We start from the raw sequence: 22,232 nt of genomic DNA on the forward strand, positions 1-22,232 counted from the left end.
CGAGGTTAACCCTCGTAAACCAATGCCTGCAACCCCTACTTCCTAAGTCAAGCAAATTATTCCGGACAGCAGTGCGCGAAGGCGGGAACCCAAGTTGTATGCGTCGCCTGCGGTCGGCGAATAGGCCGCAGGCTATGCTGATAACTTAGGTTCCCGCCTGCGCGGGAACGACGGTCTGAAGGTTTCGTGGCGGCCGCTCCAGCCACGAACCACTTCCTGCAATTCCCACGGTGCACCCCTCCCCCGCCTCACGCGGATGCGAACAAAGGCCGAGCCCATGAAATTCAACACCCCCGCCACCACCAACCCCATCGACACCCTGCACCACGTCGGCAAGCCGTACGACCGCGTCGACGGCCCGCTCAAGTGCACCGGCCAGGCGCCGTACGCGTACGAACACCACGCCGCAGTGCCAAACGCCGCCCACGGCGTCATGGTCGGTTCCACCATCGCCAAGGGCACGATCCTCGCCATCGACGATGCGGTGGCCCGCCGCGCCCCCGGCGTTCTGGCCATCGTCACGGCCGCCAACGCCGGAAAACTGGGCAAGGGCCTGAAGAACACCGCCCTGCTGCTGGGCGGCCCGCAAGTGATGCACTACCACCAGGCCGTCGCCCTGGTGGTGGCCGAAACGTTCGAGCAGGCGCGCGCCGCCGCCCACCTGGTCAAGGTCACCTACCGTGAAGGCAAGGGCAGCTTCGACCTGGCGAGCGTGAAGGACACGGGCATTGCCCCGAAGCCCGAGCGCGACTATCCGCCCGACACCCGCACCGGCGACTTCGAACGCAATTTCGACACCGCCCCGGTCAAGCTCGACGCCATCTACACGACACCCGACCAGTCGCACGCGATGATGGAGCCGCATGCGACCACCGCGTGCTGGGACGGCGACAAGCTCACGGTCTGGACCTCGACCCAGATGGTCGACTGGTGCCGTACCGACCTGGCCAAAACGCTGAACATTGCCAAGGACAAGGTGCGCGTCGTCTCGCCGTATATCGGCGGCGGTTTTGGCGGCAAGCTGTTCCTGCGCGCCGACGCCGTGCTGGCCGCGCTCGGTGCGCGCGCGGCCGGGCGCCCCGTCAAGGTGGCGTTACAGCGCCACCACATCTACAACAACACGACCCACCGGCCCAAGACCATCCAGCGCCTGCGCATCGGCGTCGGCCGCGACGGACGTATCCAGGCCATCGGCCACGAAACCTGGAACGGCAACCTGCCGGGTGGCCGGCCCGAGGTCGCGACACAGCAGACACGCCTGCTGTACGCGGGCGCGCACCGCATGACCACCACACGCGTGGCCGTGCTCGATCTGCCAGAGAGCAATTCGATGCGCGCGCCGGGCGAGGCGCCGGGCCTGATGGCGCTGGAAATCGCGATGGACGAGCTGGCCGAAAAACTCAAGATGGACCCGGTGCAGCTGCGCATCCTGAACGACACCAAGGTCGATCCCGAAAAGCCGATCCGACCGTTCTCCGAGCGGCGCTTCGCCGAATGCCTGCGTACCGGCGCCGAACGCTTCGGCTGGAAGTCACGCAATCCGACGCCGGCCCAGGTTCGTGAAGGCCATTGGCTGATCGGCCATGGCGTCGCGGCGGCGTTTCGTAACAGCCCGGTGGTGAAGTCGGCCGCGCGCGTGCGACTTGGCGCGGACGGCATCCTGACGGTGGAAACCGACATGACCGACATCGGCACCGGCAGCTACACGATCATCGCGCAAACGGCCGCCGAGATGCTCGGCCTGCCCCTCGAGCGCGTGAAGGTGACACTCGGCGACTCGGACTTTCCCGTGTCCGCAGGGTCAGGCGGCCAGTTCGGCGCCAACAGCGCCACGGCCGGCGTGTACGCGGCCTGCGTCAAGCTGCGCGAGCAAGTCGCGTTAAAACTCGGCATGCCTGATCCGGTATTTGCCGACGGCGCGGTGCGCGCGGGCGGCGCCAGCCAGCCTCTCGCCAAGGCGGCGGCAGGCGGCGAACTGGTGGCCGAAGACGTCATCGAATTCGGCGACCTGGCCAAGAAGAACCAGCTGTCCACCTTCGGCGCCCACTTCGTCGAAGTGGCCGTCGATTCGATCACCGGCGAAACGCGCGTACGGCGCATGCTGGCCGTGTGCGCGGCGGGGCGCATCCTGAACCCGAAAGCGGCGCGCAGCCAGGTGATCGGCTCAATGACGATGGGTGTCGGTGGCGCGCTGATGGAACACCTGGTGGTCGACGGGCGTCACGGCTTTTTCGCCAACCACGACATGGCCACCTACGAGGTGCCGGTGCATGCCGACATCCCGCACCAGGAAGTGATTTTCCTGGACGAGGAAGACGAGTATTCGTCGCCGATGAAGGCCAAGGGCATTGGTGAACTGGGCCTGTGCGGCGTGTCGGCGGCGATCGCCAACGCGGTCTACAACGCGACCGGCGTGCGGGTGCGCGAGTATCCGGTTACGCTCGACAAGCTGCTGGAGAAGATGCCGCTGCCGGTCTAGACCCGGGCTGCGGCCGGCGCCGCGTCGCCATCGGCCACCACGCGATTGCGCCCGCCGTCCTTGGCGGCGTACAGCGCCTGGTCGGCCGCCTCGATCAGCGCCGCTTCGTCGTTCAGGCGCGCGCGGTCGAACGCGGCCACGCCGACGCTGAGCGTCACATGGCCGTGGTGCGCCGCTGGCGCCTGCGGCAACTTCAACCCTTCGATGTGGGCGCGAATGCGTTCGGCCATCGCGCGCGCCTGCTCGGCGCTCGTGTCGGGCAGGATCGCCGCGAATTCTTCGCCGCCGTAGCGCGCGGCCATATCGCCCGGCCGCTTCAGGATGCCCGCGATCTCTTGCGCCACTTTGACCAGGCAGGCGTCGCCCTCCTGGTGGCCGAAGTGATCGTTGTAGGCCTTGAAGGTATCGATATCGAACAGGAGCAGCGCCAGATTCGACCCGGCGCGCTGGGCGCGGCGCAGTTCGCGCGTCAGCGCCACGTCGAAATGACGGCGGTTGGCAATGCCGGTCAGCCCGTCGATGAACGAGCGGGCGCGCATGGCTTCGGCGTGCTCCAGCAGGCGCCGTTCACGGTCGGCGCTGTCGCTGACGTCGCGGATCTCGATCAGGCAAAAGCGTTCACCGGCGTCGTCGAAGGGCGTGACGGCCACGGCCTGGTCGATCAGGTCACCGTCGAAACTGCCGGCGGGCCGTAACGGGAATGGGGTGCGGTTGCCGGCGTCGGGCACGTGGCCGGTAGCCATGCCGTCGGTCAGCGCCGCCTGCACGGCCGCTTCGACGCGCGAGCCGCGCAAAGCCGGGAAGACCTCGATCAGCGGATGGCCCGTGACGCGCGCCGCGCCGCGGCCGGAGCGTGGCACCAGCCAGCCGCTCCAGTGAACGATGCAGGCCTGCGCGTCGAGCACGATGACGCCGCAATCGATGAGATTGAGCACGCGGGACAACAGCCCGATGTTCGGTTCTTGGGGTTGCACCAGCATCGCGTCAGCCTTGCGGGCCGAGCATGTGCCAGGCCATGGCCACGCACACGATGACCACGCAGACCAGCAAGCCATAGACGAAGATGCGCATCGACGTGGCCAGGCCGGTGACGGCGCGGTTGGCGTTCTCGCCCAGCTTGCCGCGCTTGCGCGCGCTGTTCATCAACATCGAAAAGAAGATGAACAGGGTCGCGCAAATCAACACTACTTTCATGACAGCCTTCGCGTGACTAGGTGCGTACTGCCACGAGCACCAGGGCCACCACCGACAGCAGGCCCGACAGGGCGGCGGTCACACTGAGCCACGTCATCTTCTGGCGCTGGGCATCCATCTTGGCGATGAGTTGCGCATTCTGGTCGGCCAGGTTGGCGATGATCTCGGACGCCGAGCGCATCTGGTTGCGCAGATCGGTCACCTCGGCATCATTGCGCTCGACACTCCTGATCAGGATGTCGAACACGTCTTCTTCTTGCCCCGCCATCTCGGGCGCAACGCCCATTGGCGCATCGGGCATGCCTTGCCGGTTGCGGTTGACGGTGTCCCACAGGCGCCGCGCGCCATTGGCCACCTGCGGCGCCGCGCTGATCACTTCGCTCCAGGGAACGGTTCGTAATACTGTCCACCAACCTGCTGCCATACCTGCTCCTCATCAATCGTTGTATCCCTGAGCATACCATTGCGGCGTGCCGCGGCCAAACCCCGCACGCGCTCGCGTCCAGCCTGAACGTGGCGCGACACGCGAGGGCGCCTTGCGCTACCATGGATCGCATGTGTGGACGACTTGACCAGAGCCAGACGGCCCGTTACTACGCCAGCGTGATCGGCTGGCTCGATGCCGTGTACGACAGCGAATCCGAACCGGCCTATAACGTGCCGCCCGGTACCTACCGCCCTGTGCTGCATATCCAGGACGGCGAACGGCGCGTGGACGACGTGTACTGGAGCTATCAGGCGCGCTGGGCCAAGGGCAAGGTGCCGGTGACAATCAACGCGCGCCTGGACAAGCTCGATAACCGCTACTGGCGCGGCCTGCTCAAAACGGGGCGCGCCGTCGTGCCGGCATCCGGCTGGTACGAGTGGACCGGCGAGAAAGGCAGCAAGCAGCCGTGGCACATCCATCGCAAGGATGGTGCGCCGCTGTTCATGCTGGCGCTGGCCAATTTTGGCAGTTTCACCGAGAACCGCGCCGAGGCCGGTTTCGTGATCGTCACTGACGATGCATCGGGCGGCATGCTGGACATCCACGACCGGCGGCCGGTCGTGCTCGCCGCGCAGGATGCCGAGCGCTGGCTCGATCCGGCGCTCTCGAGCGAAGAAGCGTTGGCGCTGGCCCGTTCAACCGCCCTGCCCCCGGATGCGTTCGCGTGGCACGAGGTCAGCACGCAAGTCAATCGGGCCGGCGCCGGCGGGACCGGGGTGGCGCAGCGCATCGACAACTGATATTCAGTGGGTCGGCGCTGGTTACGGCTCGGCATGGGGCGCGTTCGCCGCAGAATCCGCACCATCCGGCTGCGCCTGAGCGCCATACGCCATGTCGCTACTGGCCTTGAACAGCTCTTGCGCGCTGGTAGGGCCAGCGCTCGTTGCACCATCGACTGGCGCCACGTCGACCTGGGCCACCGTCGCGGCAGGCGCCGCGTGCGGCTGCGATAAAGGTTGGCTGGCTTCCACGGCCGCCAGCGATTGCTGGCCCGCCATGTCGTCGACATTACCGCCACAGGCAGCCAGCAGCAGCACCGCGCCAACGCTCAGGACGTGATCGATACGGCGTGGCATGAAAGTCGAGAATGCATTCATCAGAAGATCCGGTCAGGAATATTGGCTTCTTTTGAGCTGCGGAAACTTTCAAAGTTCAATCACAGGCCAATTTTTCTGATTGGCGTGAGCTGCCATAGCGAACGCGCCATCGAGTTTCCTTAACGAAATTAAACATTTGTATGATGTGGATCGAATCTGGGATGCAACCAAACGCCGCGCTCGGCAGTCTGAACGAATTGCTACCACACGCGAGGTGATTCCATGGGCGAATACATGCAAATACGGGGCCTGCTGCAAGAGGGTGAAGAATACGCCGGTCTTATCCTGGGCAAAGACGAACCCGATTACCACCTGGTCTTGCTGCCAGGCGACAGCGCCGACGTCAGTTGGCCCAGCGCCGCCGACTGGGCCACCAGCCGCGGGGGGGCGCTGCCAACGCGGCGCGAACTGGCGCTGCTGTTCGCCAACTTGCGCGAGTCGTTCGAGCGTAACTGGTACTGGTCCAGCGAGCCGCACGCTACCCGCGCGCAACTGGTCTGGGGCCAGAATTTCGCCAGCGGCATCCAGACCATCTATGGCCGGCCGTATCGCGGGCATGCGCGCACGATACGGCGGATCAGCACGGCAGCTTGAGAAGCGGGGGATCGAGAAGCGGCGACTTGCTGCCGCACGGGCACGCTGGCGTTAGCGCTCCGGCACGCTCGAGCGGCCGATCGGCTGCTCCATATTGGCCAGGTACCAGGCCGTCGCCGCCATCAACGCCACATTGCGGCGCAGGCTGTCGGGGTCGACCTTGTCCAGCGTATCGGCTGGCGTATGGTGGTAATCGAAGTAAGCCGACGTGTCGACGATCGGCGCGAAGCTTGGCACGCCGGCGCGTTCCAGGCCTGCCAGATCGCCCGTCGCCAGCACATCCTGGCGCTGGAACACGCCGGCGCCGATCGGCTGCAGCGCTGCTTGCAGGGGTGCGAACAGCTTGACCGACTGCGGCGTGACGCTGGCGCGCAGGCCGAACGGGCGGCCGACGCCATTGTCGCTTTCGATGGCGCCGAAGTGCCGGCCTGCGTTCGCCTGTTCGGCGGCAAGGTATGTGCTCGCGCCGCGCTGACCATTTTCTTCGTTCATCCAGGCAATGAAGCGGATGGTGCGGCGCGGGCGGTAGTCGAGTTTTTTCAGCACGTCGAACACCGCCATCGCACTGGCCACGGCGGCGGCGTCATCGTGCGCGCCCGGCGACAAGTCCCACGAATCGAGGTGGCCCGAGACAATCACGATCTCTTCCGGCTTCTCCGTGCCCGGCAGGTCGGCGATCACGTTGAAGCTGTCGGCATCGGGCAGGTTTTGCGGGGTCAGCACGAGCTTCAGCTTGATCTGGCCGCGCTTGGCCAGGCGCGCCATCAGCATCGAATCTTCCGCCGTCACGGCGGCGGCCGGGATGCGCGCATCATCGCTCAGACCAGATGAGCCCGTGTGCGGCAAGCGGTACGCCGCGCCGCCGACCGAGCGCACGAGCGCGCCCACAGCGCCCAGTTCGGCTGCCATGCGCGGGCCGTTGCGGCGGTAGTTCGAGCCGGCGCCGTAGGCCTGGCCAGCCAGGCCGCGGTCGGCCATGTGCTGGTCAAAGGCGACGTCGAACAGCACGATCTTGCCCTTGACTTCGGCGGCGCGTGTTTTAAGTTCGTCGAAGCTCTTGAGCACCAGCACCGGTGCGACGAGGCCATCAGCCGGCGTGGCGCCCGAACCGCCCAGCGCCGTGAGCACGACCCGCTGGGTCACGCCTTGCGGGCGGCCCGTGTACTCGACCAGCTCGCCCGTCTCGACCCCGCGCACCCAGTGCGGCACCTTCACCGGCTGCAACGTCACTTTCGCGCCGAGCTTGCGCATGGCCTCGGCGACCTGGGTCACCGCCGCCGCCGCGCCAGGCGAACCCGACAGACGTGGGCCGATCAGGTCGGTCATGTCTTCCGTGCGTTGCCAGGCGTAGTCGCTCGTCATCGCCGCTTCGCGGATCTTGACCAGTGCGGCGGGATCATTGCCTGGGCTCGCGGCCAGGGCCGGGGCGCCCATCAATGTGGCGGCGATGGCGGTCAGGATGGGGAGGCGGCGAAGATGGCGAGCAGAGACGTTCATGCGAGAATCCTTTGCGATGTCGAAAGGATTCAAACAATAGCGCATTCAGCAACTTTTCGCCGCTATTTTCTGGATCAATGGAAATAAATGGGACGAGTATTCAGGCCGGCACGAGGCGTACCAGCGTGATCTCCGACGGCGCGCCGAAGCGCTTTGGCGGCCCCCAATAGCCGGTGCCGCGGCTGGTGTACACCCACATCTCGCGCACCCGGTTCAGGCCAGCCACGAACGGCTGCTGCAGCGGCACGAACAGATTCCACGGGAAGAACTGCCCGCCGTGCGTGTGGCCCGACAACTGCAGATCAAAACCCGCCGTCGCTGCCGCCGGCGCGCTGCGCGGCTGGTGCGCCAGCAGCACGCGCACGCCCACCACTAGCGGCGCCCCGGCGGCGGCCCGTTGCGGATCGCTCTTGTGCTCGGGGTGAAAGTGATGCGCGTTAAAGTCGGCCACGCCGGCGATCATGAGGCGCGCGTCGCCCCTCTGCACGATCACGTGCTGGTTCATCAGCACGCACAGGCCCAGGCGCCGCACCTCGGCGATCCACTCCAGCGCGCCCGAGTAATACTCGTGGTTGCCAGTGACGAAATACACGCCGTCGCCGGCGCGCAGACGGCCCAGCGGTTCGGTATGCAGCGCCAGGCGCTGCACGCTGCCATCGACCAGGTCGCCCGTGACGGCAATGGCGTCGGCGCCGAGCGCGTTGACTTTGTCGACGATGGCGTTCAGGTAGGCGCGCTTGATGGTCGGGCCCACGTGCACGTCCGAGATCTGGGCGATCGTGTAACCGTGCAGGTCGTCAGGCAGGTCACGGATCGGCACATCGACCCTGACGATGCGCGCGACGCGGCGCGCATTGATGTAGCCGATGAACGTCACGGCCAGCGCAATCAATGGCGCAGCCAGCGCGCTTCCATGCAGCACCGGCACCGTTACAGCGCCAGCAAGGGTCAGCACGAGCAGTACCAGGTCGCGCAGCACGGTCGTGACCAGCAGCGACGAAAACAGGCCCATCGATAGCAAGCCGACCCAGGCGACACCATCGGACCAGCGGCGCCGGCGCATCGACGCCGACATCAGCCCGACCGGTACCAGGATCCCCAGCAGGCACAACGACAATCCAGCGATGACGTTGCCACCCATGTTCAACGCCAGATCAGGCAGCAGCCGCATGCCGATATACACCAGCAGCAAGACCATCAGAGTGAGTACGACGAGGAAGCTTCGGCTTGGGCGCATTGGATGGCAGATGAACAGCGAGACGAACTACATGGGGTGCATGCTTGAAGATGCAAGCGAGAATGTTACAGATGGGGCACGTTTGTAAGAATCTGTATTAGCTGATGGAACTATTCGGAACCAAGAATATAGTGAAGTCATACCCGGTGAGCGAGAACATCATTCCGATCTCCGCCAGGGCATAAAGGAAAAAGCCATGTTGAAATCGAAGACCTTTGGTGCTGTGCTGCTGGCCGCCGTCGCCGTATCGCCGGCGGCAATGGCCGGCGATCGTGGTACGAATACGGCCGTCGGCGCCGTGCTCGGCGCAGTCGTTGGCCACACTGTCGGCGGTACCGGCGGTGCTGTGGCCGGCGGTGTGATCGGCGCGGCGGTGGGCAACTCCATCCACTCGGGCCACGACCGTCGTCACGGCGGCAACCGCGGTGGTTACTATGACGATCGGGGCGGTTACTATCAATCGCAGCCAGTGTATGTACAGCAGCGTCCGGTGTATGTCCAGCCGCGCCCGGTGTATGTGGAATCGCGTCCGGTGTACGTGCAACCGCGCCCGGTCTACGTCGAGTACCGTGAACGTGGCCGTGGCTGGGATCGTCATGACCGCCACGACCGTCGCGATCGCGACGACCGTTGGGACCGCGACGATCGTCGGGGCCACGGCCGCTAATCCCGAAAGCCGCGCACTGCGCGGCTTTTTTTGCGCCCGCCTGTTCGCCCGCTTATCCGCTCGCTGTTCCGCCACTTTTCTCTCTCCCTCCGCTCTGTTCCCCCATCGGCGCCATGCGCCACGCTCGGGGGATACCATGTACGACGCAGGCACCGTCATTTCGCTCACCGGCGGCCAGTACCGCCTGTGCGCACCGCTGGCCGGCTCCGCCTATGGCGTCGTCTGGCGCGCCGACAGCCTGCATGCCACCGGCGCCGTGGCGCTCAAGCTCGTCAACCTCGAACAGATGGAACGCGCCCCAAGCACCCTGCGCACCCGCTGGCTGGCCAGCGCCACCACCGAGATTGCCTTCTTGCGGGGCCTGGCGCCGTGGGATGGCCGCCACATCGTGCGCCTGCTCGACAGCGGCGAGCACCTCGGCCTCCCGGCCATGGCCCTGGAAATGCTCGACGGCGACCTGGCCGCCTACCTTGCGGCGCAAGCAGCCGCCGGCCGCACGATCGCGCCGCAACGGGCCCTGGACTGGATCGGCCAGGTCAACCAGGCCCTGGCCAAGGTCCATGCCAGCGGCTGGCGCTACCTCGACCTCAAGCCGGGCAACCTGCTGCTCGACCACGCCGCCGACACGCTCAAGCTGGCAGATTTCGGCACCAACCGGCGCCTGGATGACCTGCGCGCCCATACCTACGCCGGCACCGCCAACTGGCAGGCCCCCGAACAGTTCTTCCCCGATGCCAACGGCTATGCCACCGAAGCGCGCACCGATTATTTTGCCCTCGGCGCCCTGCTGTATTACCTCGTCTGCGGTCGCCTGCTGCGGTTCAGCAGCGCCTGCGGCCAGGCCTGGCAAACGCACGGCCGCGAGGCGGCGGCCACGCTGCTGGCCGAGCGCCGGGCCCGACCGCCCGTGCTGCAACTCGATGAAGCGACGCTGTTCGCCGGCCACCTGGGCCGGGCCGCCGTGCCGGGCCTGGCGTTGCTGCGTCGCCTGCTGGCCGATAGCCCGGCCGAGCGCCCGCAACATGCGCTGGAGATCAGCCGCCTGCTTGGCCAGGCAGCCAGCCTGCTCGGCGCACCGTCGATCCGGGGCGCCGCATGAAGCCCACGCGTCATCGCATGGCATTGGGCGCCGCGACGGCCTGCATCCTGCTCGCGCTGCTGTGCGCCGTGCAGTTGCTGGCCGTGTTGCGCGCGCCCGCCGCCTGGCTCCCGCACACCATCGCGGTGACCCTGCGGGCCGGCGAGTCGATCGTGCTGGGCCGCCACGAACTGGGGGCGCCACGCGCCGCGCCGCGCCAAGTGACGTTGCGGCGCGATGCCGCCGGCGCCTGGTGGCTGCGCAATCTGGAGCCTGCCCAGCCCATCGTGCTACGCTATGGCGACGAGCGCACGCGCAGCAGCGACGTGCCGCTGGCGCGCGGCCAGCAGATCCAGGCCGGCGCCACCCGGTTTGCCGTGCTCGCGCAGGATGACCGGCACGTGGCCCTGTCGGATGGCGAGCGCACCTGGACCTACGACGGCGCCACCCTGCTGCAAGACGGCGCGCTGCAACCGGCCTGCCCCGATGCCCCCATCGCCAGCCGCGCGCTCGCGCTCTGGAACCGCGTCCTGCCGCAAGCTTTCGGTCTGGCACGCCCTGTCAGCATTGGCGGTCTGCTCTATTGTGGCAACCGGCTCGCCAGCAGTGCGCTCGAGGCAGGCACTGCCTTGCTGGCGCGCCTGCCCGATGGGCGCATCGCGTTATCGGTGCGTGGCGAGCAGCCGGTGCTGATCTCGACCATTGTCTCGAACATGAACGGCTGGGAGGATGCCGCCCAGCGCGACCTGCCGCTCGCCGGCAGCGATGCCTTCGCCGTTGGCCGCACCGTTTTTACGCTAGCCCCGGACGGCGACACACTGCGCTTGACCCCGGCGGGTCAGGTCGCGTTGTCGACGGCGCCGCAGACGTTGCTGTCCGACGCAGTGCGCTGGCAGTGGCAAGAACGCACGCTGTTCGCCCTGCCGACGCCCTCGCCGCTGGCCTGGGCCGCCGCCATCGGCGTTTTTCTGCTCGGCGCGAGCAGCGTTGTTCCTCTGCTGCGCCAGCGCGCCAGCATCGTCATGCCGCTGGCCGCAGCACTCATCGCCGCGGTCGCCGCCATGCTGCTGGTGGCCCAGCGCAGCAGCGGCGCCCCCGGCGTCGGCGTCTCGCTCGTGCTGGCCTGGGCCACGCTGTGGCTGACCTTGCGCTATCAACGGCATATCGGCCTGCTGGCCGCCGCCGCCGTGCTGCTGCTGGGCGCCGGCTTGCTCGTGCAACTCGAGATGGGCCTGGGTGCGAGCGACACCGCCTGGCTACGCCATTTCCAGAACACCACCGCGCTGCTGGGCCTTGGCTTGCCGGGCGCACTGCTGCTGTTGTCGAGCGTCGGCCGCAACAACCTGTCGCGCCCCGTTACCGAGCGCGTGCTGCTTGGCCTGGCCGCGCTGGCCCTGGCCGGCGTGCTGCTGCAGGTGTGCTTCGGCAGCGAGACGGGCGTGTTCGACATCCAGCCGTTCGAATTCGCCAAGTTCGCGCTGGCCGCGCTCAGCGCCCATTGCCTGGCGCTGGTCGCGGGCGGCGCGACGCACCAGCAGCGCAACTGGCGCTTCTGGCTGCGCATGGCCGCGCCGGTGCTGCTGTTCTTGTTCCTGCTCGGCGTCGCGCTGGTGCGCGTGGATGATTATTCGCCGCTCGTGCTGCTGCTGGTCTGGAGCGGCGCGATGACCCTGGCCTGGTGCGCCAGCCGTGGCCGGCGCGCCGCCGTCGTCACCACCGCCTGCGCCGTCTGCCTCCTGGTCGCCGGCGGCGCCGCAATGCGGGGCGGCGGCGAACTGCTCGGCGCGCTGGGCTTTTATCCCGAACGGTTCCAGGTCTGGAGCGCGCCCACGGTTCACCCGCACACGGGCCAGCAGATGCTTCTCGGCGCGCGCGCCATCGCCCAGGGCGGCTGGCTGGGGGCCGATGGCGCGTTCGGCCTGGCGGCGCTGGGCGGCGCGGCAGGCGACGCGCTGGCCATCCCGGCAATCCAGGACGACTTCGCGCCGGCCTTCCTGCTCCAGCGCCACGGCCTGGCTGCGGGTCTCGCGCTGTGGACGCTGCAGGCGCTGTTCCTGGTTGCGCTGGTGCGCGTGGCCGCCAGCGCCTGGGGTCGGGCGCTCGCGGCCAATGATTTCCGGCGCGCCTGGCTCGGGCGCTTCCAGTGCTTCGCGCTGTGCGGCGGCGCGGCGTTCGTCGCCGGCCACCTGCTGCTGTCGTGGGGAACCAACCTGGCGATGTTCCCGATCATGGGCCAGCCGATGAGCTTTTTGTCGGCCGGCGGCTCGCACCTGCTGTTTTTCATCTGCCCCCTGCTAGCGTTTGGCATGGCAAGCACCCCATTCAACGAGGAGATCCAATCATGCCGGTCTATGTCCAACACGAAGTCCTGGGCAAGGTAGAAGATGTGTTCAATGCCGACGCGCTATGGCAGGCGCCCGGCCTGGCGCTGTTCTCGCGCCGCGCGCTGCTGCGCGACCTGCTCGAACGCTCGCCGCGCGAATTGCGCGGGCGCGCAGCGACGCGCTGCTTCTCCCACGTGACGCTGGTGCTGCCGCAGGACGACGTCGACGACGACCGCCACCTGACGCGCGGGGCGCGCGTGCGCGACCTGGCGCAGTCGCTGGCCGCCCTGCACCAGAAGGATTTCGGCGACCTGCTCGGCGGCGACGAAGTGCGCTACTTCATTTCGGGCGACGACAGCATCGCCCCGGGCGAAGTGCAGGTCAAGTTCGGCCACGCCGTGTACCTGCCGGCGCCGGGCGAACAGGTGCAGTACACCGTCACTGCCTCACGCGACAGCGCGATCTGGCAACCGGTGTGCGCCATCTATCCGAACCAGCGCCTGACCCTGGTCGGCCTTGACGCCGCCAACGCCACCTTCACGGTACCGGGCTGGCCGTTCGGCCCGGAAGGCGGCCTGCTGCTCGTAAACGACGGGCCTGACGCGCCGCTCGAGCTGCAGGTGCGCCCGAAGGACAGTTTCGAGTGCGTGCTTGACGCGGCCAATGGCTATTACGTCTTGCGCGGCAAGGGCGCGAGCGCCCAGCGCCTGCTGCTCAAGATCAGCCGCACCGGCGCCGCCGTGCGTCCGCCCGCACCTGCACCCGCCCCTGCACCTGCCGTGCCAAGTTCCGCTCTGCAGCGCAGTCCCGCCGTCTGGAAGTCGCGCAGCATCACGCCGCCGGCCGACCTGACCGCAATGCCGCTCGCTGCGCCTGCGCCGGCATCAACACCAGCATCGACGCCGGAAGCCGACGCCACTTACGCGCCGGTCGCGCGCCACCGCATCACGCTGGCCGCGCTGGCCATGCCGCGCCTGAGCCGCTATCGCGAAACGGGCGCCCAGGCCCTTGAGGTGGGCCTGAACGCCCAGTTGCTGCCGACGGCGCCCGGCAAGGACAACGTGATCCGCTTTGCCGTCGACGAGGCCGACGAACTGCACGCGATCACGCCTGCCGGCCGCCAGCGCATCGCCGTGCCGTCGCAGTTCTCGCCAATGGACCAGGCCAGCATCCGCCTCCTGGCTGCGCCGCAATCGATGACGGAGCGTTACAGCGCATTGCTGGTGCTGCCGCAAGGCCCGTCACAACCGGCGGCAGCCGGCTCGCGCCTGACGTTCGGGCGCGGGATGCCATCGCTGGCCGCGCTGCGCGTGCTCGATGCGCCGCAATTCGTGCGCCAGGGGGACGGCGTTGCCGCCAGCGCCGACCGGCTGGGCCTGTCACGCAGCGCGTTCAGCTGGGAGGCATCGAGCGACGGCTTGCGCGTGGTGCGCCTGTCTCCGACCCAGGCGCTGTATCACCTGGATGACCAACTGGCGCTAGTGGCGCAGATCGACGCGGCCACGCAGGATGCGCCATACCTGATCCCGCCGGGTCACCACCTGGTGGCCGGTCACTACGTGCTGCGCTTCGACGCCTGAGGCCTGCATGCCATCGTCGATCCCCATCGCGGCGCATTTTGCTACGCATCTCGCCACGTACTTTGCCGCGTTCGGCGCGGCCCTGGTGCTGACGCTGTGCGCCTGCGCCTGGCTGACGCCGCGCACCTGGTGGCGCCGGCCGAACGCGCGCGCACTGGGCGTGCTGGCTGCCGGCACCGCTGCCGGCGGCGCGCTGCTGCTGGCGCTGTTCGATCGGCCACCGGCTGCGCAGATGGCCGAGGCGCCCGTGTCGACGCTGGACGTGCCGGTGGCCGGCGCGCCCTACCGCGTGCGCGATGCGCTCAATCTGCGCGTGGCGGGCGGCATCGGCGCCGAGCGCCTTCTGGTGGTGCCGGGCGGTGCGCGCGTGATCGCCACGGGCCGGCGCGACGGCGACTGGTGGCAGGTGCGCGCCACGCTCGATGGCAAGCCTGTCGAAGGCTGGGCCAGCAGCCTGTGGCTGCGCCGCGCGGACGAGCGCTGATGGCGCACCCAGGCCCGGCGCCGGCGCTGGCGATCAATCGCGCGCCGTGCGCCATTCCTGCTGCTTCGCCGGTTCTTCATCTTTCGGACAGGTGGTGAAGCGCTGCTTGCCGTGCATTTCGATCATCTCGACGTTGGTCGTCGGCGCGCGGTCGGTCAGGCAGTAGGTGCGATTCCCGGTGATCACGCGCGTGCGCCGCGCGCCGTCGCCGGTGTTGTTGACCAGTTCGACGACGCGCGGCGCCTCCCACATGCGTGGTGGCGCCATCTCGCGCGCATGCTCGATGCCCCGGCGCAGGCGGATCTGCGGGCTGTCCGGCGGCAGCACGATCGTCGGCTGGCGTTCCTTGCGCAGCGCGCGATCGATGTCGCCGATGCTGCGGCGCGCGCTGTTCATGATGGCAGCGGTGTTCGGGGCAACCGGTTCGACCGGCGCTGGCGGCGCGTCGGGCGCAGGCTCGGCTACCTGCGCCTGCGCCTGTGACTGTACTTGTAAAACAGGCGCCGGGCGTACCTGCGTGCGGCGTTTCGGGATTGGCGCAAACTCTGTCGGCGGCGCGATCGACGGCGTGGCATCGCGCAACGCCGGCACCCGCAACCACAACATGGCGTCAGCGTCGCCGGCAACCGTTGGCGGCACGGTGCGCGCCATCTGCCAGGCCAGGATCAGGAGCGCATGCACGAGCAGGGTAACGCCCAGGCCTACCTTGCGCGGATGGGTGGCAAGCGGGGCTGGCAAGGCGATTCGATGACGTGAGGCGGCGCTGTGCATAGCGGCACAGTATAGCCAGCCGGATGGCCGCACTTACTCATCAATTCTCACAGCGTCAGCAAACGGCCTGTCACGCCATGAGCGACGCCTGTTCGTTCGCGGCGCGCAGCGCGATCAGCTTCGCGACCATGTGCGCCGGCAGCGGGCGGCTGACCAGGTAGCCCTGGATCTGGTCGCAGCCATGCGCCACCAGGAAGGCCTTCTGCCCGATCGTCTCGACGCCTTCGGCCACCACCTGCACGTTCAGGCTGTGCGCCATCGTGATGATCGCGTTGACGATGGCGGCATCGTCGGCATTGGTGGTCACGTCGCGGATGAACGCGATGTCGATCTTCAGCTTGTCGATCGGGAAGCGGCGCAGGTAGGCCAGGCTTGAATACCCGGTGCCGAAATCGTCGACCGACACCTCGATGCCGCGCGCGCGCAGGTTGCTCAGGCACTGCATGGTGCGCTCGGTGTTGATCATGAGCGAGGTCTCGGTCAGCTCCAGTTCCAGCAGCGCGGCCGGCACGCCATGCTCGGCCAGCGCGCGCGTCACGTCGCCTTCGAGGTCACCCTCGGCGAACTGGCGCCCCGCGATATTGACCGACACCTGCATCGGTCCCGTCGTCCCGAGCGTCCAGGCCTTGATCTGGCGGCAGGCGCTGTCGATCACCCAGCGGCCGACCCGCACGATCAGGCCCGTCTCTTCCAGCACCGGCACGAACAGGGCTGGCGAGACCAGGCCATGGCCGGGCCGGTTCCAGCGCAGCAGCGCCTCCATGCCGACGATGGTGTCCGGCCCGAGCAGCATCTTGGGCTGGTAATACAGTTCGAATTCGTCGTTCTCGACCGCCTTGCGCAGCGCGTGCTCGAGATCCTGGCGCTGCAGCGCATCGGCATTCATCTGGGCCGTGAAGAAGCGGTAGGTGTCGCGTCCGGCGTGCTTGGCCTCGTACATCGCGGTGTCGGCGTACTTGATCAGCACCTCGGGGTCGGCGCCGTCCTGGGGATGGACCGTGATGCCGACGCTGGCCGTGACGATGACCTCGAAGCCGCGCAGGTTAAACGGCGGATACAGCACCTCGGCGATCCGGCCGGCCACCGTGGCTGCACGCCCCGCGTCCCGGTCGAGCATCAGGATCAGGCCGAATTCATCGCCGCCCAGGCGCGCGACCGTATCGCGTTCGCCGATGCAGGTGGCCAGGCGCGCGCTGAACTGGACCAGCAATTCGTCGCCCATGGCGTGCCCCAGCGTGTCGTTCACGTTCTTGAAGCGATCGAGGTCGAGGAACATCACGGCCACGCGCGGGCCGGCGCCCTGCGTCATCATCAAGGTGCTGTGCAGGGCTTCGTGGAACCAGGCCCGGTTGGGCAGGCCGGTGAGCACGTCGTGGCTGGCCTGGTACTGCAGGCTTTCCTGCGCGCGCCGGCGCTCGGTGATGTCGCGCATTACGCTGACGATGATCCAGTCATTCCCCGACAACAGGGCCTGGCGGTGGATTTCGACGTCGACCAGCCCGCCATCCTTGCAGTGCAGCGTGACTTCGCTGAGCCTGGGCTTGATGCGCCCGCCCATGGCGGGCTCGAACATCTGTTCGAGTTCCTCGTGCGTGGCCGCGCCCAGCGCCACCGGTCCAAGGGTGAGCATCTCGGCGTGCGTGTAGCCGAGCATCGTGCAGGTGGTGTCGTTGACTTCGACGAAGCGCATCGTGTCGCGGCTGACCAGCATGATGGCGTCGGGCGTGGCGTTCATCGCCGTGCGAAAGCGCAGCAGGTCGGCGGTGCGGGCGGCGACTTGCTGCTCGAGCACGAGAACCTGGCCTTCCAGTTCGCCCATATCCTTCAGGCGCAGCAGATTGCGCACGCGCAGCCCGAGTTCGGCGGGATCGACCGGCTTGCTCACGAATTCCCCGGCGCCCGCCGCCAGTCCGGCCTGGCGCATGCCGATGTCTTCCATTCCGGTGACCATGATGATCGGGATGTTTTCGGTGGCCGGGTTGGCCTTGAGAATGGTAGCAACCTGGCAGCCGTCGATGCCCGGCATCGTCTGGGCGATCAGGATCAGGTCGGGCGCCTCGCAGGCGACCGAGCACAGCGCCTCTTCGCCACTGGCGGCGCTCGTCGTGTCATACCCTCCAGGCTCCAGCAGCACGGCCAGCAGATCGCGGTTTTTTGCTTCGTCGTCGACGATCAGGACGGTCGGGGCGGATGTGGTCATGGCGTGCTGGCCTTCATGGAGATGGTGGCGACAGGTGCGCTGGCAGGGCGCGGGGGAGACGAACAGTGGCGAGGAAGGCTGACGGCGGGGAAAGCACGCGGCGGCTACGGAGAATGCGTAGAGCGCCAGGTCGCGTGAGTCTTGGTCAATCAACACAGGTGCCAGACTATTGTACCCGGATGTCAATTGGAAACATTTCCCACGCGATAATAAACCTCGGATATGCACAGTGAGTCACGACCGGACACACGAGCGCTCAATCCTCGGCACAGCACAAGCGCATCGGATTGAAGTACAGCCCCTTGAGGCACTGGGTCGGCGCCACCCGCACAAAACCGAACCGTTCATAGGTCGGCACGGCGTGGTTCGACGTATTGACGGTGAAGTTGCCGTCGCCGCCGCGCGCGATGGCGGCGGCGCGCGCCGCATGCCACAAACGCCGGGCCAGGCCCTGGCGCTGCCACGGCGTGCCGACGAACAGGTGGAACACGTGGCTGTTGTCGCGGATCGAGATGAAGCCGGCCAGTTGGCCGTCGTCAAACGCCACATGGTAGACGTGACCGCGCGCCAGGTAGCCGCGGATGCCCATCTCGTCATTCTCGGCCAGGAAGGTCGACGCCCCAAGCGGCGTCGATTCGTGCACGATGAATTCCAGCGCCAGGCTGCGCAGCAGTGCGGCCATGGCCGGCACCAGGTTCGGCGCGTCGGCAAGATCGAGTGGTCGGATGTCCATGGCGCGTGGTCGAAAGTGGGCATTGGAACGTCAACATACCATGGCATTTAATTTCTTGGTGGCAAGCCAATCAACGTCGCGGGTTGCAGACGATCGTGCAAACGGTAGTACAGTGTCAGCATTGAATCTTCACGCCCACCCATGCCCGCCACGCTTGCCGATTTCCGCTTTGCCCCGCACTTCGACGTCGCCGTTGCCAGCCGCGTGGGCGCCGGGCCGACCACGCGCAGCGAAAACCAGGACAACTTTGTCGTCATCGATTTCGACGGCCGCGCCTGCCATTTGCACGACCAGCAGCCAGCGACCACACTCGTTGCCGGCTGGCCAGTCGGGCATGGCCGCCTGGCGGTGCTCGACGGGATGGGCGGCCATGGTCACGGTCGCGAAGCGGCCGAAGCGCTTGCCGCCGGCCTGCTGGCCATGCCACCCTGCGCGTCGCTGGACGCATTGACGGCCCACCTCGACGCCCTGCACGCCGCGCTGCAGGCGCGTTTCGCCGTCGACGCCGGCAAAACAGGCCGGCCCGGCACCACACTGACGCTGCTCGAACTGCCGCCGGGCGGCGCGCCGCTGCTGTACCACGTGGGCGACTCGCGTTTGTATGAACTCGATGCAAAGCTGGCCACGCCGCTCACGATCGACCATGTGCCGGCCACCGGCGCCGCCCTTGCCGGCCGGCTCGGCGAGGCGGACTGGTGGCGCGAGGTGCATGGCCGCCACGCGCCGCAGATTGCCCAGGCATTCATCCTTGGCAACGCATTTGCCGATCCGGCGCGCCTGTCCGATGGGTTGTTCGCCCTCACGCCCGCGAACCTGCCGTGCTGGCTGACACACTTGCCCGACCGCCGCGCGTTGCCGTTGCGCGCGGATGCCGCTTACCTGCTGGCCACGGACGGCTTCTGGTCATGCGCGCACCCGGACGCCTTTGTCGCGCGCTGGCCGGCGCTGCTGGCCGATGCGCCGCCGGCCGCGACGCTCGTCGAGCGCCTGTTCGGGCTGCTGGAGAACGACCCGCCGCAGGGCGTGCAGCCGGATAATCTGACGGCGCTCGTGCTGCGCCCGCTGCCGCGCCATGCCGATGAAACGGCCTTGCCGCTGCAAGAGGATGGTACGAGTTCTTGAACGTTATAAAGATGGCAATTCAATTTGATGCTTTAAGAAAATAATGTTGTTAATCAACGATCTCGGTGCGCCGTGTCTGCTGAAAACAGCGTAAGCTTGCAATATCGGCTTTCGCCCACTCTTCCCCATCTATTTGCCATGAACCGCTGCCGCAATCCCGCGCATCCGCATTGCACCGTCTGGGTCGCTCCAGGCGAGGTGCTATGCGCGCACGGCCATGCCCAGCCCCAGGCTGCAGCCGGCGCCTACCAGGCCCACGCCGCGCCATTGCCGGGTTCGGCTAGTCCAGCGGTCGATGGCTTGCCTTCCAGTTTCGATACCATCGGCACGGTGCGTACCCGGCGCGATACGGTGATCCCGGCGCCGGTTCCAGCAACTGCCAGCCTGCAGCGCCCGCAATTGCATATCAGCGGGTTCGATCCGCGCGCGGCCGGTGGGCGCCAGGCGATCCGTCTCGAACTGCGCGGCATGCCGATGGATTGCGCGCCCGACGTGCGCATGCTGGTGCGCTCGGCGCTGCGCCTGCACGGCGGCGAAAGCTACGGCTTCCAGCGCACCTCGCGCGGCGACTGGCGCCCGCTGTTCCTTGAATTCTCATCGCGCGGCCTCGAGCACGGCCAGTACCGCATCGAGATCGAACTACACAGCCGCCATGCGCACGCACCGGACGCGGCCCGCACCTGGACCTGCTCGCCCGTGATCCTGGTGCCGCGCCAGGATGCGAGCCTCGGCGAAATCCACCAGACCTTCCTGGCCACGCACAAGAACGTGCGCGTCACGGCCGACGACGCCGGTATCGCCCGCGTCAATGCGCCGGGCGGCGGGCGGATCGATATCGACGTCGTGGCCCGCAATGCGTCCATCGCCCAGCTGAACCTCGATGGCGGCAACGGGACCGGCAACGGCAAGATCGACATGGGCATGACCACCATCGCCTGGGACGAAGACCTGATCGAGATCGACATGCCGGCCCAGGCCGCCGCGCATCCGTGCATCACCGACAGCGCGTGCCTGGTGCACGCCGAAGCCGACTCGGCCACCCAGCGCCACGTGCGCCTGTTTTCGCTCGACGAATTCATGCTCGGCCGCTTCGAGCCCGATGCGCCCGATGCCGATGTCTTGCTGGCCCACCATGGCGAAGCGGGCATGGAAGAAGGCGGCCTGACGCGCCGGCTGTCCGGTCGCCACGCCATCATTCGCCGCAGCCGCGCCGGCTTCGAGATCGAAGACGTGTCGCGCTACGGCTTGCTCCTCGACGGCGTCTGGCCCGGCAAGCACATGCCTGTGCATTTGCGCCTGGGCATGCGTATCGAACTGACGGCCAGCATCAAGGGCATCGTCACGCTCGAAGTGACAGCCCTGCTGCCCCACGCGGTCGTGCTGCACCGGCTCGACGCCGGCGCGCGCGCCGAGTGTTTTTATCTGATGGAGCCTGATGCCGTGCCGGCTTCCGGGCCTGCCGCTGGCCAGGATACGCGTGCCGGCGCTGCCCAGCCATCGACACTGCCGCGCGCCGCCGCCCTGCCGCTGCTGTTCCACCGCGATGGCGGCTTCTGGCAACGCGACCGCGCCAGCGGCCGCGACGCACCGCTGGCCACATCAAACGGCCTCGACCGCGTGCAGCAGCCCGGCATCGGCATGGCGGCGCGCTTCGTGCCTACCGCCTATCCAGAGGCGCGTGCCCACCGCCTCCGCACGCCCGACCGCCGCAGCCTGATCGCCGCCGCCCTCAGCGCCTGACCAGCCGCGCGGCAAGGTCAGTCGCGGCGCCATGTCGGTGGCCAGTTGGGCAGTGGAATGCGTTCTTCGGCATCACCCGGCACCGGCACGAAGCGGTTGTTTTCCCAGTCGCTCGCCGCCTGTTCGATGCGCTCGCGGCTGCTCGACACAAAATTCCAGAAGATGAAGCGCTTGCCGTCAAGCGGCGCGCCGCCGATCACGACGAAGCGCGCGCCGGCGGCGCTACTCACCCGCACCGCCTCCCCCGGCTCCAGCATCGCCATCGTGTTGGCGCCGATCGGCTCGCCATCGATCTCGATCGTGCCGAACGGTGCGTACAGCGCGCATTCTTGCGGCAGGTTGTCGAGTTCGATGGCGGCGCCGGCGACCAGTTGCACGTCGAGGTACAGCGTCTGGCTGAAGGTCGGCACAGGCGAGGTTTGCCCGAACGCGCTGCCCACCAGCAGCCGCACGGTGGCGCCCGGCAAATCGATTTCGGGAATCCGGCCGGCCGGCGTGTGGCTGAACGCGGCCGGCGTTTCTTCGTGCTCGCGCGGCAGCGCCGCCCACAGTTGCAGGCCGTGCGTACGGCGCGTGCGTTCGAGCAGATCCTCGGGTGTGCGCTCGGAGTGCACGATGCCGCTGCCGGCCGTCATCCAGTTGACCGCGCCCGGCTCGATGCGCTGCTCGGTGCCCAGGCTGTCGCGGTGCATGATCGCGCCCTCGAACAGGTAGGTCACGGTGGCCAGCCCGATATGCGGGTGCGGCCGCACGTCGTGGCGCGCGCCGGCCGGCGCTTCCACCGGGCCCATATGGTCGAAAAACAGGAACGGGCCAATGGATTGCCTGGCCGCGGCCGGCAACAGGCGGCGCACGGTGAAGCCGCCGCCCAGGTCTTTGTCGTGGGATGTGAAGCGATGCGCGATGGCCATGGCGAGGGTCTTGAAAAGATGGGAATGCCTGACTGTA

Annotated in this window: 20 protein-coding genes; 10 read left to right on the top strand and 10 right to left on the bottom strand. The window is 67.6% G+C overall.

What is annotated here, in order from left to right; translation table 11 throughout:
- Nucleotides 1-277 precede the first annotated feature (277 nt).
- Nucleotides 278-2,479, top strand: coding sequence for an aldehyde oxidoreductase molybdenum-binding subunit PaoC (gene paoC, locus AB2N08_RS13870; RefSeq protein WP_367611243.1), 2,202 nt, complete (start codon nucleotides 278-280; stop codon nucleotides 2,477-2,479).
- On the opposite strand, the gene AB2N08_RS13875 is transcribed toward paoC, so the two are convergent.
- From AB2N08_RS13875 to AB2N08_RS13885, 3 genes are read right to left on the bottom strand one after another with little or no spacing between them, the layout of a single operon-like run.
- Nucleotides 2,476-3,453: a sensor domain-containing diguanylate cyclase gene (locus AB2N08_RS13875; RefSeq protein ID WP_367611244.1), complete on the bottom strand. Its 978-nt coding sequence runs from the start codon at nucleotides 3,451-3,453 to the stop codon at nucleotides 2,476-2,478. The genes paoC and AB2N08_RS13875 overlap by 4 nt on opposite strands.
- Before the next feature lie 10 nt (nucleotides 3,454-3,463).
- Complete coding sequence (locus AB2N08_RS13880; protein ID WP_367611245.1) at nucleotides 3,464-3,673, bottom strand: hypothetical protein; 210 nt, start codon at nucleotides 3,671-3,673, stop codon at nucleotides 3,464-3,466.
- Between the two features lie 16 nt (nucleotides 3,674-3,689).
- Nucleotides 3,690-4,097 (bottom strand): hypothetical protein, encoded by a 408-nt coding sequence (locus AB2N08_RS13885; protein ID WP_367611246.1) that lies wholly within the window; start codon nucleotides 4,095-4,097, stop codon nucleotides 3,690-3,692.
- 131 nt (nucleotides 4,098-4,228) lie between these two features.
- On the opposite strand from AB2N08_RS13885, the gene AB2N08_RS13890 reads away from it, so the two are divergent.
- A complete protein-coding gene (locus AB2N08_RS13890) occupies nucleotides 4,229-4,900 on the top strand; it encodes an SOS response-associated peptidase (RefSeq protein WP_367611247.1) in 672 nt (223 codons plus the stop codon).
- Nucleotides 4,901-4,921: 21 nt separating this feature from the next.
- On the opposite strand, the gene AB2N08_RS13895 is transcribed toward AB2N08_RS13890, so the two are convergent.
- Nucleotides 4,922-5,257, bottom strand: a complete 336-nt coding sequence (locus tag AB2N08_RS13895; protein ID WP_367611248.1) for a hypothetical protein — start codon at nucleotides 5,255-5,257, stop codon at nucleotides 4,922-4,924.
- 222 nt (nucleotides 5,258-5,479) lie between these two features.
- Between AB2N08_RS13895 and AB2N08_RS13900 the strand changes: the two genes are divergently transcribed.
- Complete coding sequence (locus AB2N08_RS13900) at nucleotides 5,480-5,851, top strand: DUF1566 domain-containing protein (RefSeq protein WP_367611249.1); 372 nt, start codon at nucleotides 5,480-5,482, stop codon at nucleotides 5,849-5,851.
- Nucleotides 5,852-5,902: 51 nt separating this feature from the next.
- Here the strand turns inward: AB2N08_RS13900 and AB2N08_RS13905 are convergent, their stop codons facing one another.
- Nucleotides 5,903-7,348: a M20/M25/M40 family metallo-hydrolase gene (locus AB2N08_RS13905; protein ID WP_367611250.1), complete on the bottom strand. Its 1,446-nt coding sequence runs from the start codon at nucleotides 7,346-7,348 to the stop codon at nucleotides 5,903-5,905.
- A gap of 100 nt (nucleotides 7,349-7,448) precedes the next feature.
- Nucleotides 7,449-8,585 (bottom strand): metallophosphoesterase, encoded by a 1,137-nt coding sequence (locus AB2N08_RS13910; protein WP_367611251.1) that lies wholly within the window; start codon nucleotides 8,583-8,585, stop codon nucleotides 7,449-7,451.
- 196 nt (nucleotides 8,586-8,781) lie between these two features.
- Between AB2N08_RS13910 and AB2N08_RS13915 the strand changes: the two genes are divergently transcribed.
- From AB2N08_RS13915 to AB2N08_RS13935, 5 genes are all read left to right on the top strand, one after another.
- Nucleotides 8,782-9,252: a hypothetical protein gene (locus AB2N08_RS13915; protein WP_367611252.1), complete on the top strand. Its 471-nt coding sequence runs from the start codon at nucleotides 8,782-8,784 to the stop codon at nucleotides 9,250-9,252.
- A 136-nt stretch (nucleotides 9,253-9,388) separates the two neighbouring features.
- Nucleotides 9,389-10,351 carry a protein kinase domain-containing protein gene (locus AB2N08_RS13920; RefSeq protein WP_367611253.1) on the top strand — a complete coding sequence of 321 codons (963 nt, stop codon included), beginning with the start codon at nucleotides 9,389-9,391 and terminating at the stop codon, nucleotides 10,349-10,351.
- Entirely contained in the window at nucleotides 10,348-12,711 is a 2,364-nt protein-coding gene (locus tag AB2N08_RS13925) for an FtsW/RodA/SpoVE family cell cycle protein (RefSeq protein ID WP_367611254.1), read from the top strand. The genes AB2N08_RS13920 and AB2N08_RS13925 overlap by 4 nt, the downstream gene beginning before the upstream one ends.
- Nucleotides 12,672-14,234, top strand: a complete 1,563-nt coding sequence (locus tag AB2N08_RS13930; RefSeq protein ID WP_367611255.1) for a hypothetical protein — start codon at nucleotides 12,672-12,674, stop codon at nucleotides 14,232-14,234. The genes AB2N08_RS13925 and AB2N08_RS13930 overlap by 40 nt, the downstream gene beginning before the upstream one ends.
- 7 nt (nucleotides 14,235-14,241) lie before the next feature.
- On the top strand, nucleotides 14,242-14,718 hold the full coding sequence (locus AB2N08_RS13935) for an SH3 domain-containing protein (RefSeq protein WP_367611256.1): 477 nt from the start codon (nucleotides 14,242-14,244) through the stop codon (nucleotides 14,716-14,718).
- A 33-nt stretch (nucleotides 14,719-14,751) separates the two neighbouring features.
- On the opposite strand, the gene AB2N08_RS13940 is transcribed toward AB2N08_RS13935, so the two are convergent.
- From AB2N08_RS13940 to AB2N08_RS13950, 3 genes are all read right to left on the bottom strand, one after another.
- Nucleotides 14,752-15,456, bottom strand: coding sequence for a hypothetical protein (locus AB2N08_RS13940; RefSeq protein WP_367611257.1), 705 nt, complete (start codon nucleotides 15,454-15,456; stop codon nucleotides 14,752-14,754).
- A 103-nt stretch (nucleotides 15,457-15,559) separates the two neighbouring features.
- Nucleotides 15,560-17,689 carry a GGDEF/EAL domain-containing response regulator gene (locus AB2N08_RS13945; RefSeq protein WP_367611258.1) on the bottom strand — a complete coding sequence of 710 codons (2,130 nt, stop codon included), beginning with the start codon at nucleotides 17,687-17,689 and terminating at the stop codon, nucleotides 15,560-15,562.
- Between the two features lie 256 nt (nucleotides 17,690-17,945).
- On the bottom strand, nucleotides 17,946-18,422 hold the full coding sequence (locus AB2N08_RS13950; RefSeq protein WP_367611259.1) for a GNAT family N-acetyltransferase: 477 nt from the start codon (nucleotides 18,420-18,422) through the stop codon (nucleotides 17,946-17,948).
- A gap of 141 nt (nucleotides 18,423-18,563) precedes the next feature.
- Between AB2N08_RS13950 and AB2N08_RS13955 the strand changes: the two genes are divergently transcribed.
- Nucleotides 18,564-19,544, top strand: coding sequence for a PP2C family protein-serine/threonine phosphatase (locus tag AB2N08_RS13955; RefSeq protein WP_367611260.1), 981 nt, complete (start codon nucleotides 18,564-18,566; stop codon nucleotides 19,542-19,544).
- Nucleotides 19,545-19,682: 138 nt separating this feature from the next.
- On the top strand, nucleotides 19,683-21,284 hold the full coding sequence (locus tag AB2N08_RS13960; protein ID WP_367611261.1) for an FHA domain-containing protein: 1,602 nt from the start codon (nucleotides 19,683-19,685) through the stop codon (nucleotides 21,282-21,284).
- 17 nt (nucleotides 21,285-21,301) lie between these two features.
- Here AB2N08_RS13960 and AB2N08_RS13965 read toward each other — a convergent pair whose 3' ends face one another.
- Nucleotides 21,302-22,195, bottom strand: a complete 894-nt coding sequence (locus AB2N08_RS13965; protein WP_367611262.1) for a pirin family protein — start codon at nucleotides 22,193-22,195, stop codon at nucleotides 21,302-21,304.
- Between the last annotated feature and the right edge of the window lie 37 nt (nucleotides 22,196-22,232).

This window comes from Massilia aurea, from assembly GCF_040790145.1.
Lineage (GTDB): Bacteria > Pseudomonadota > Gammaproteobacteria > Burkholderiales > Burkholderiaceae_D > Telluria > Telluria aurea_C.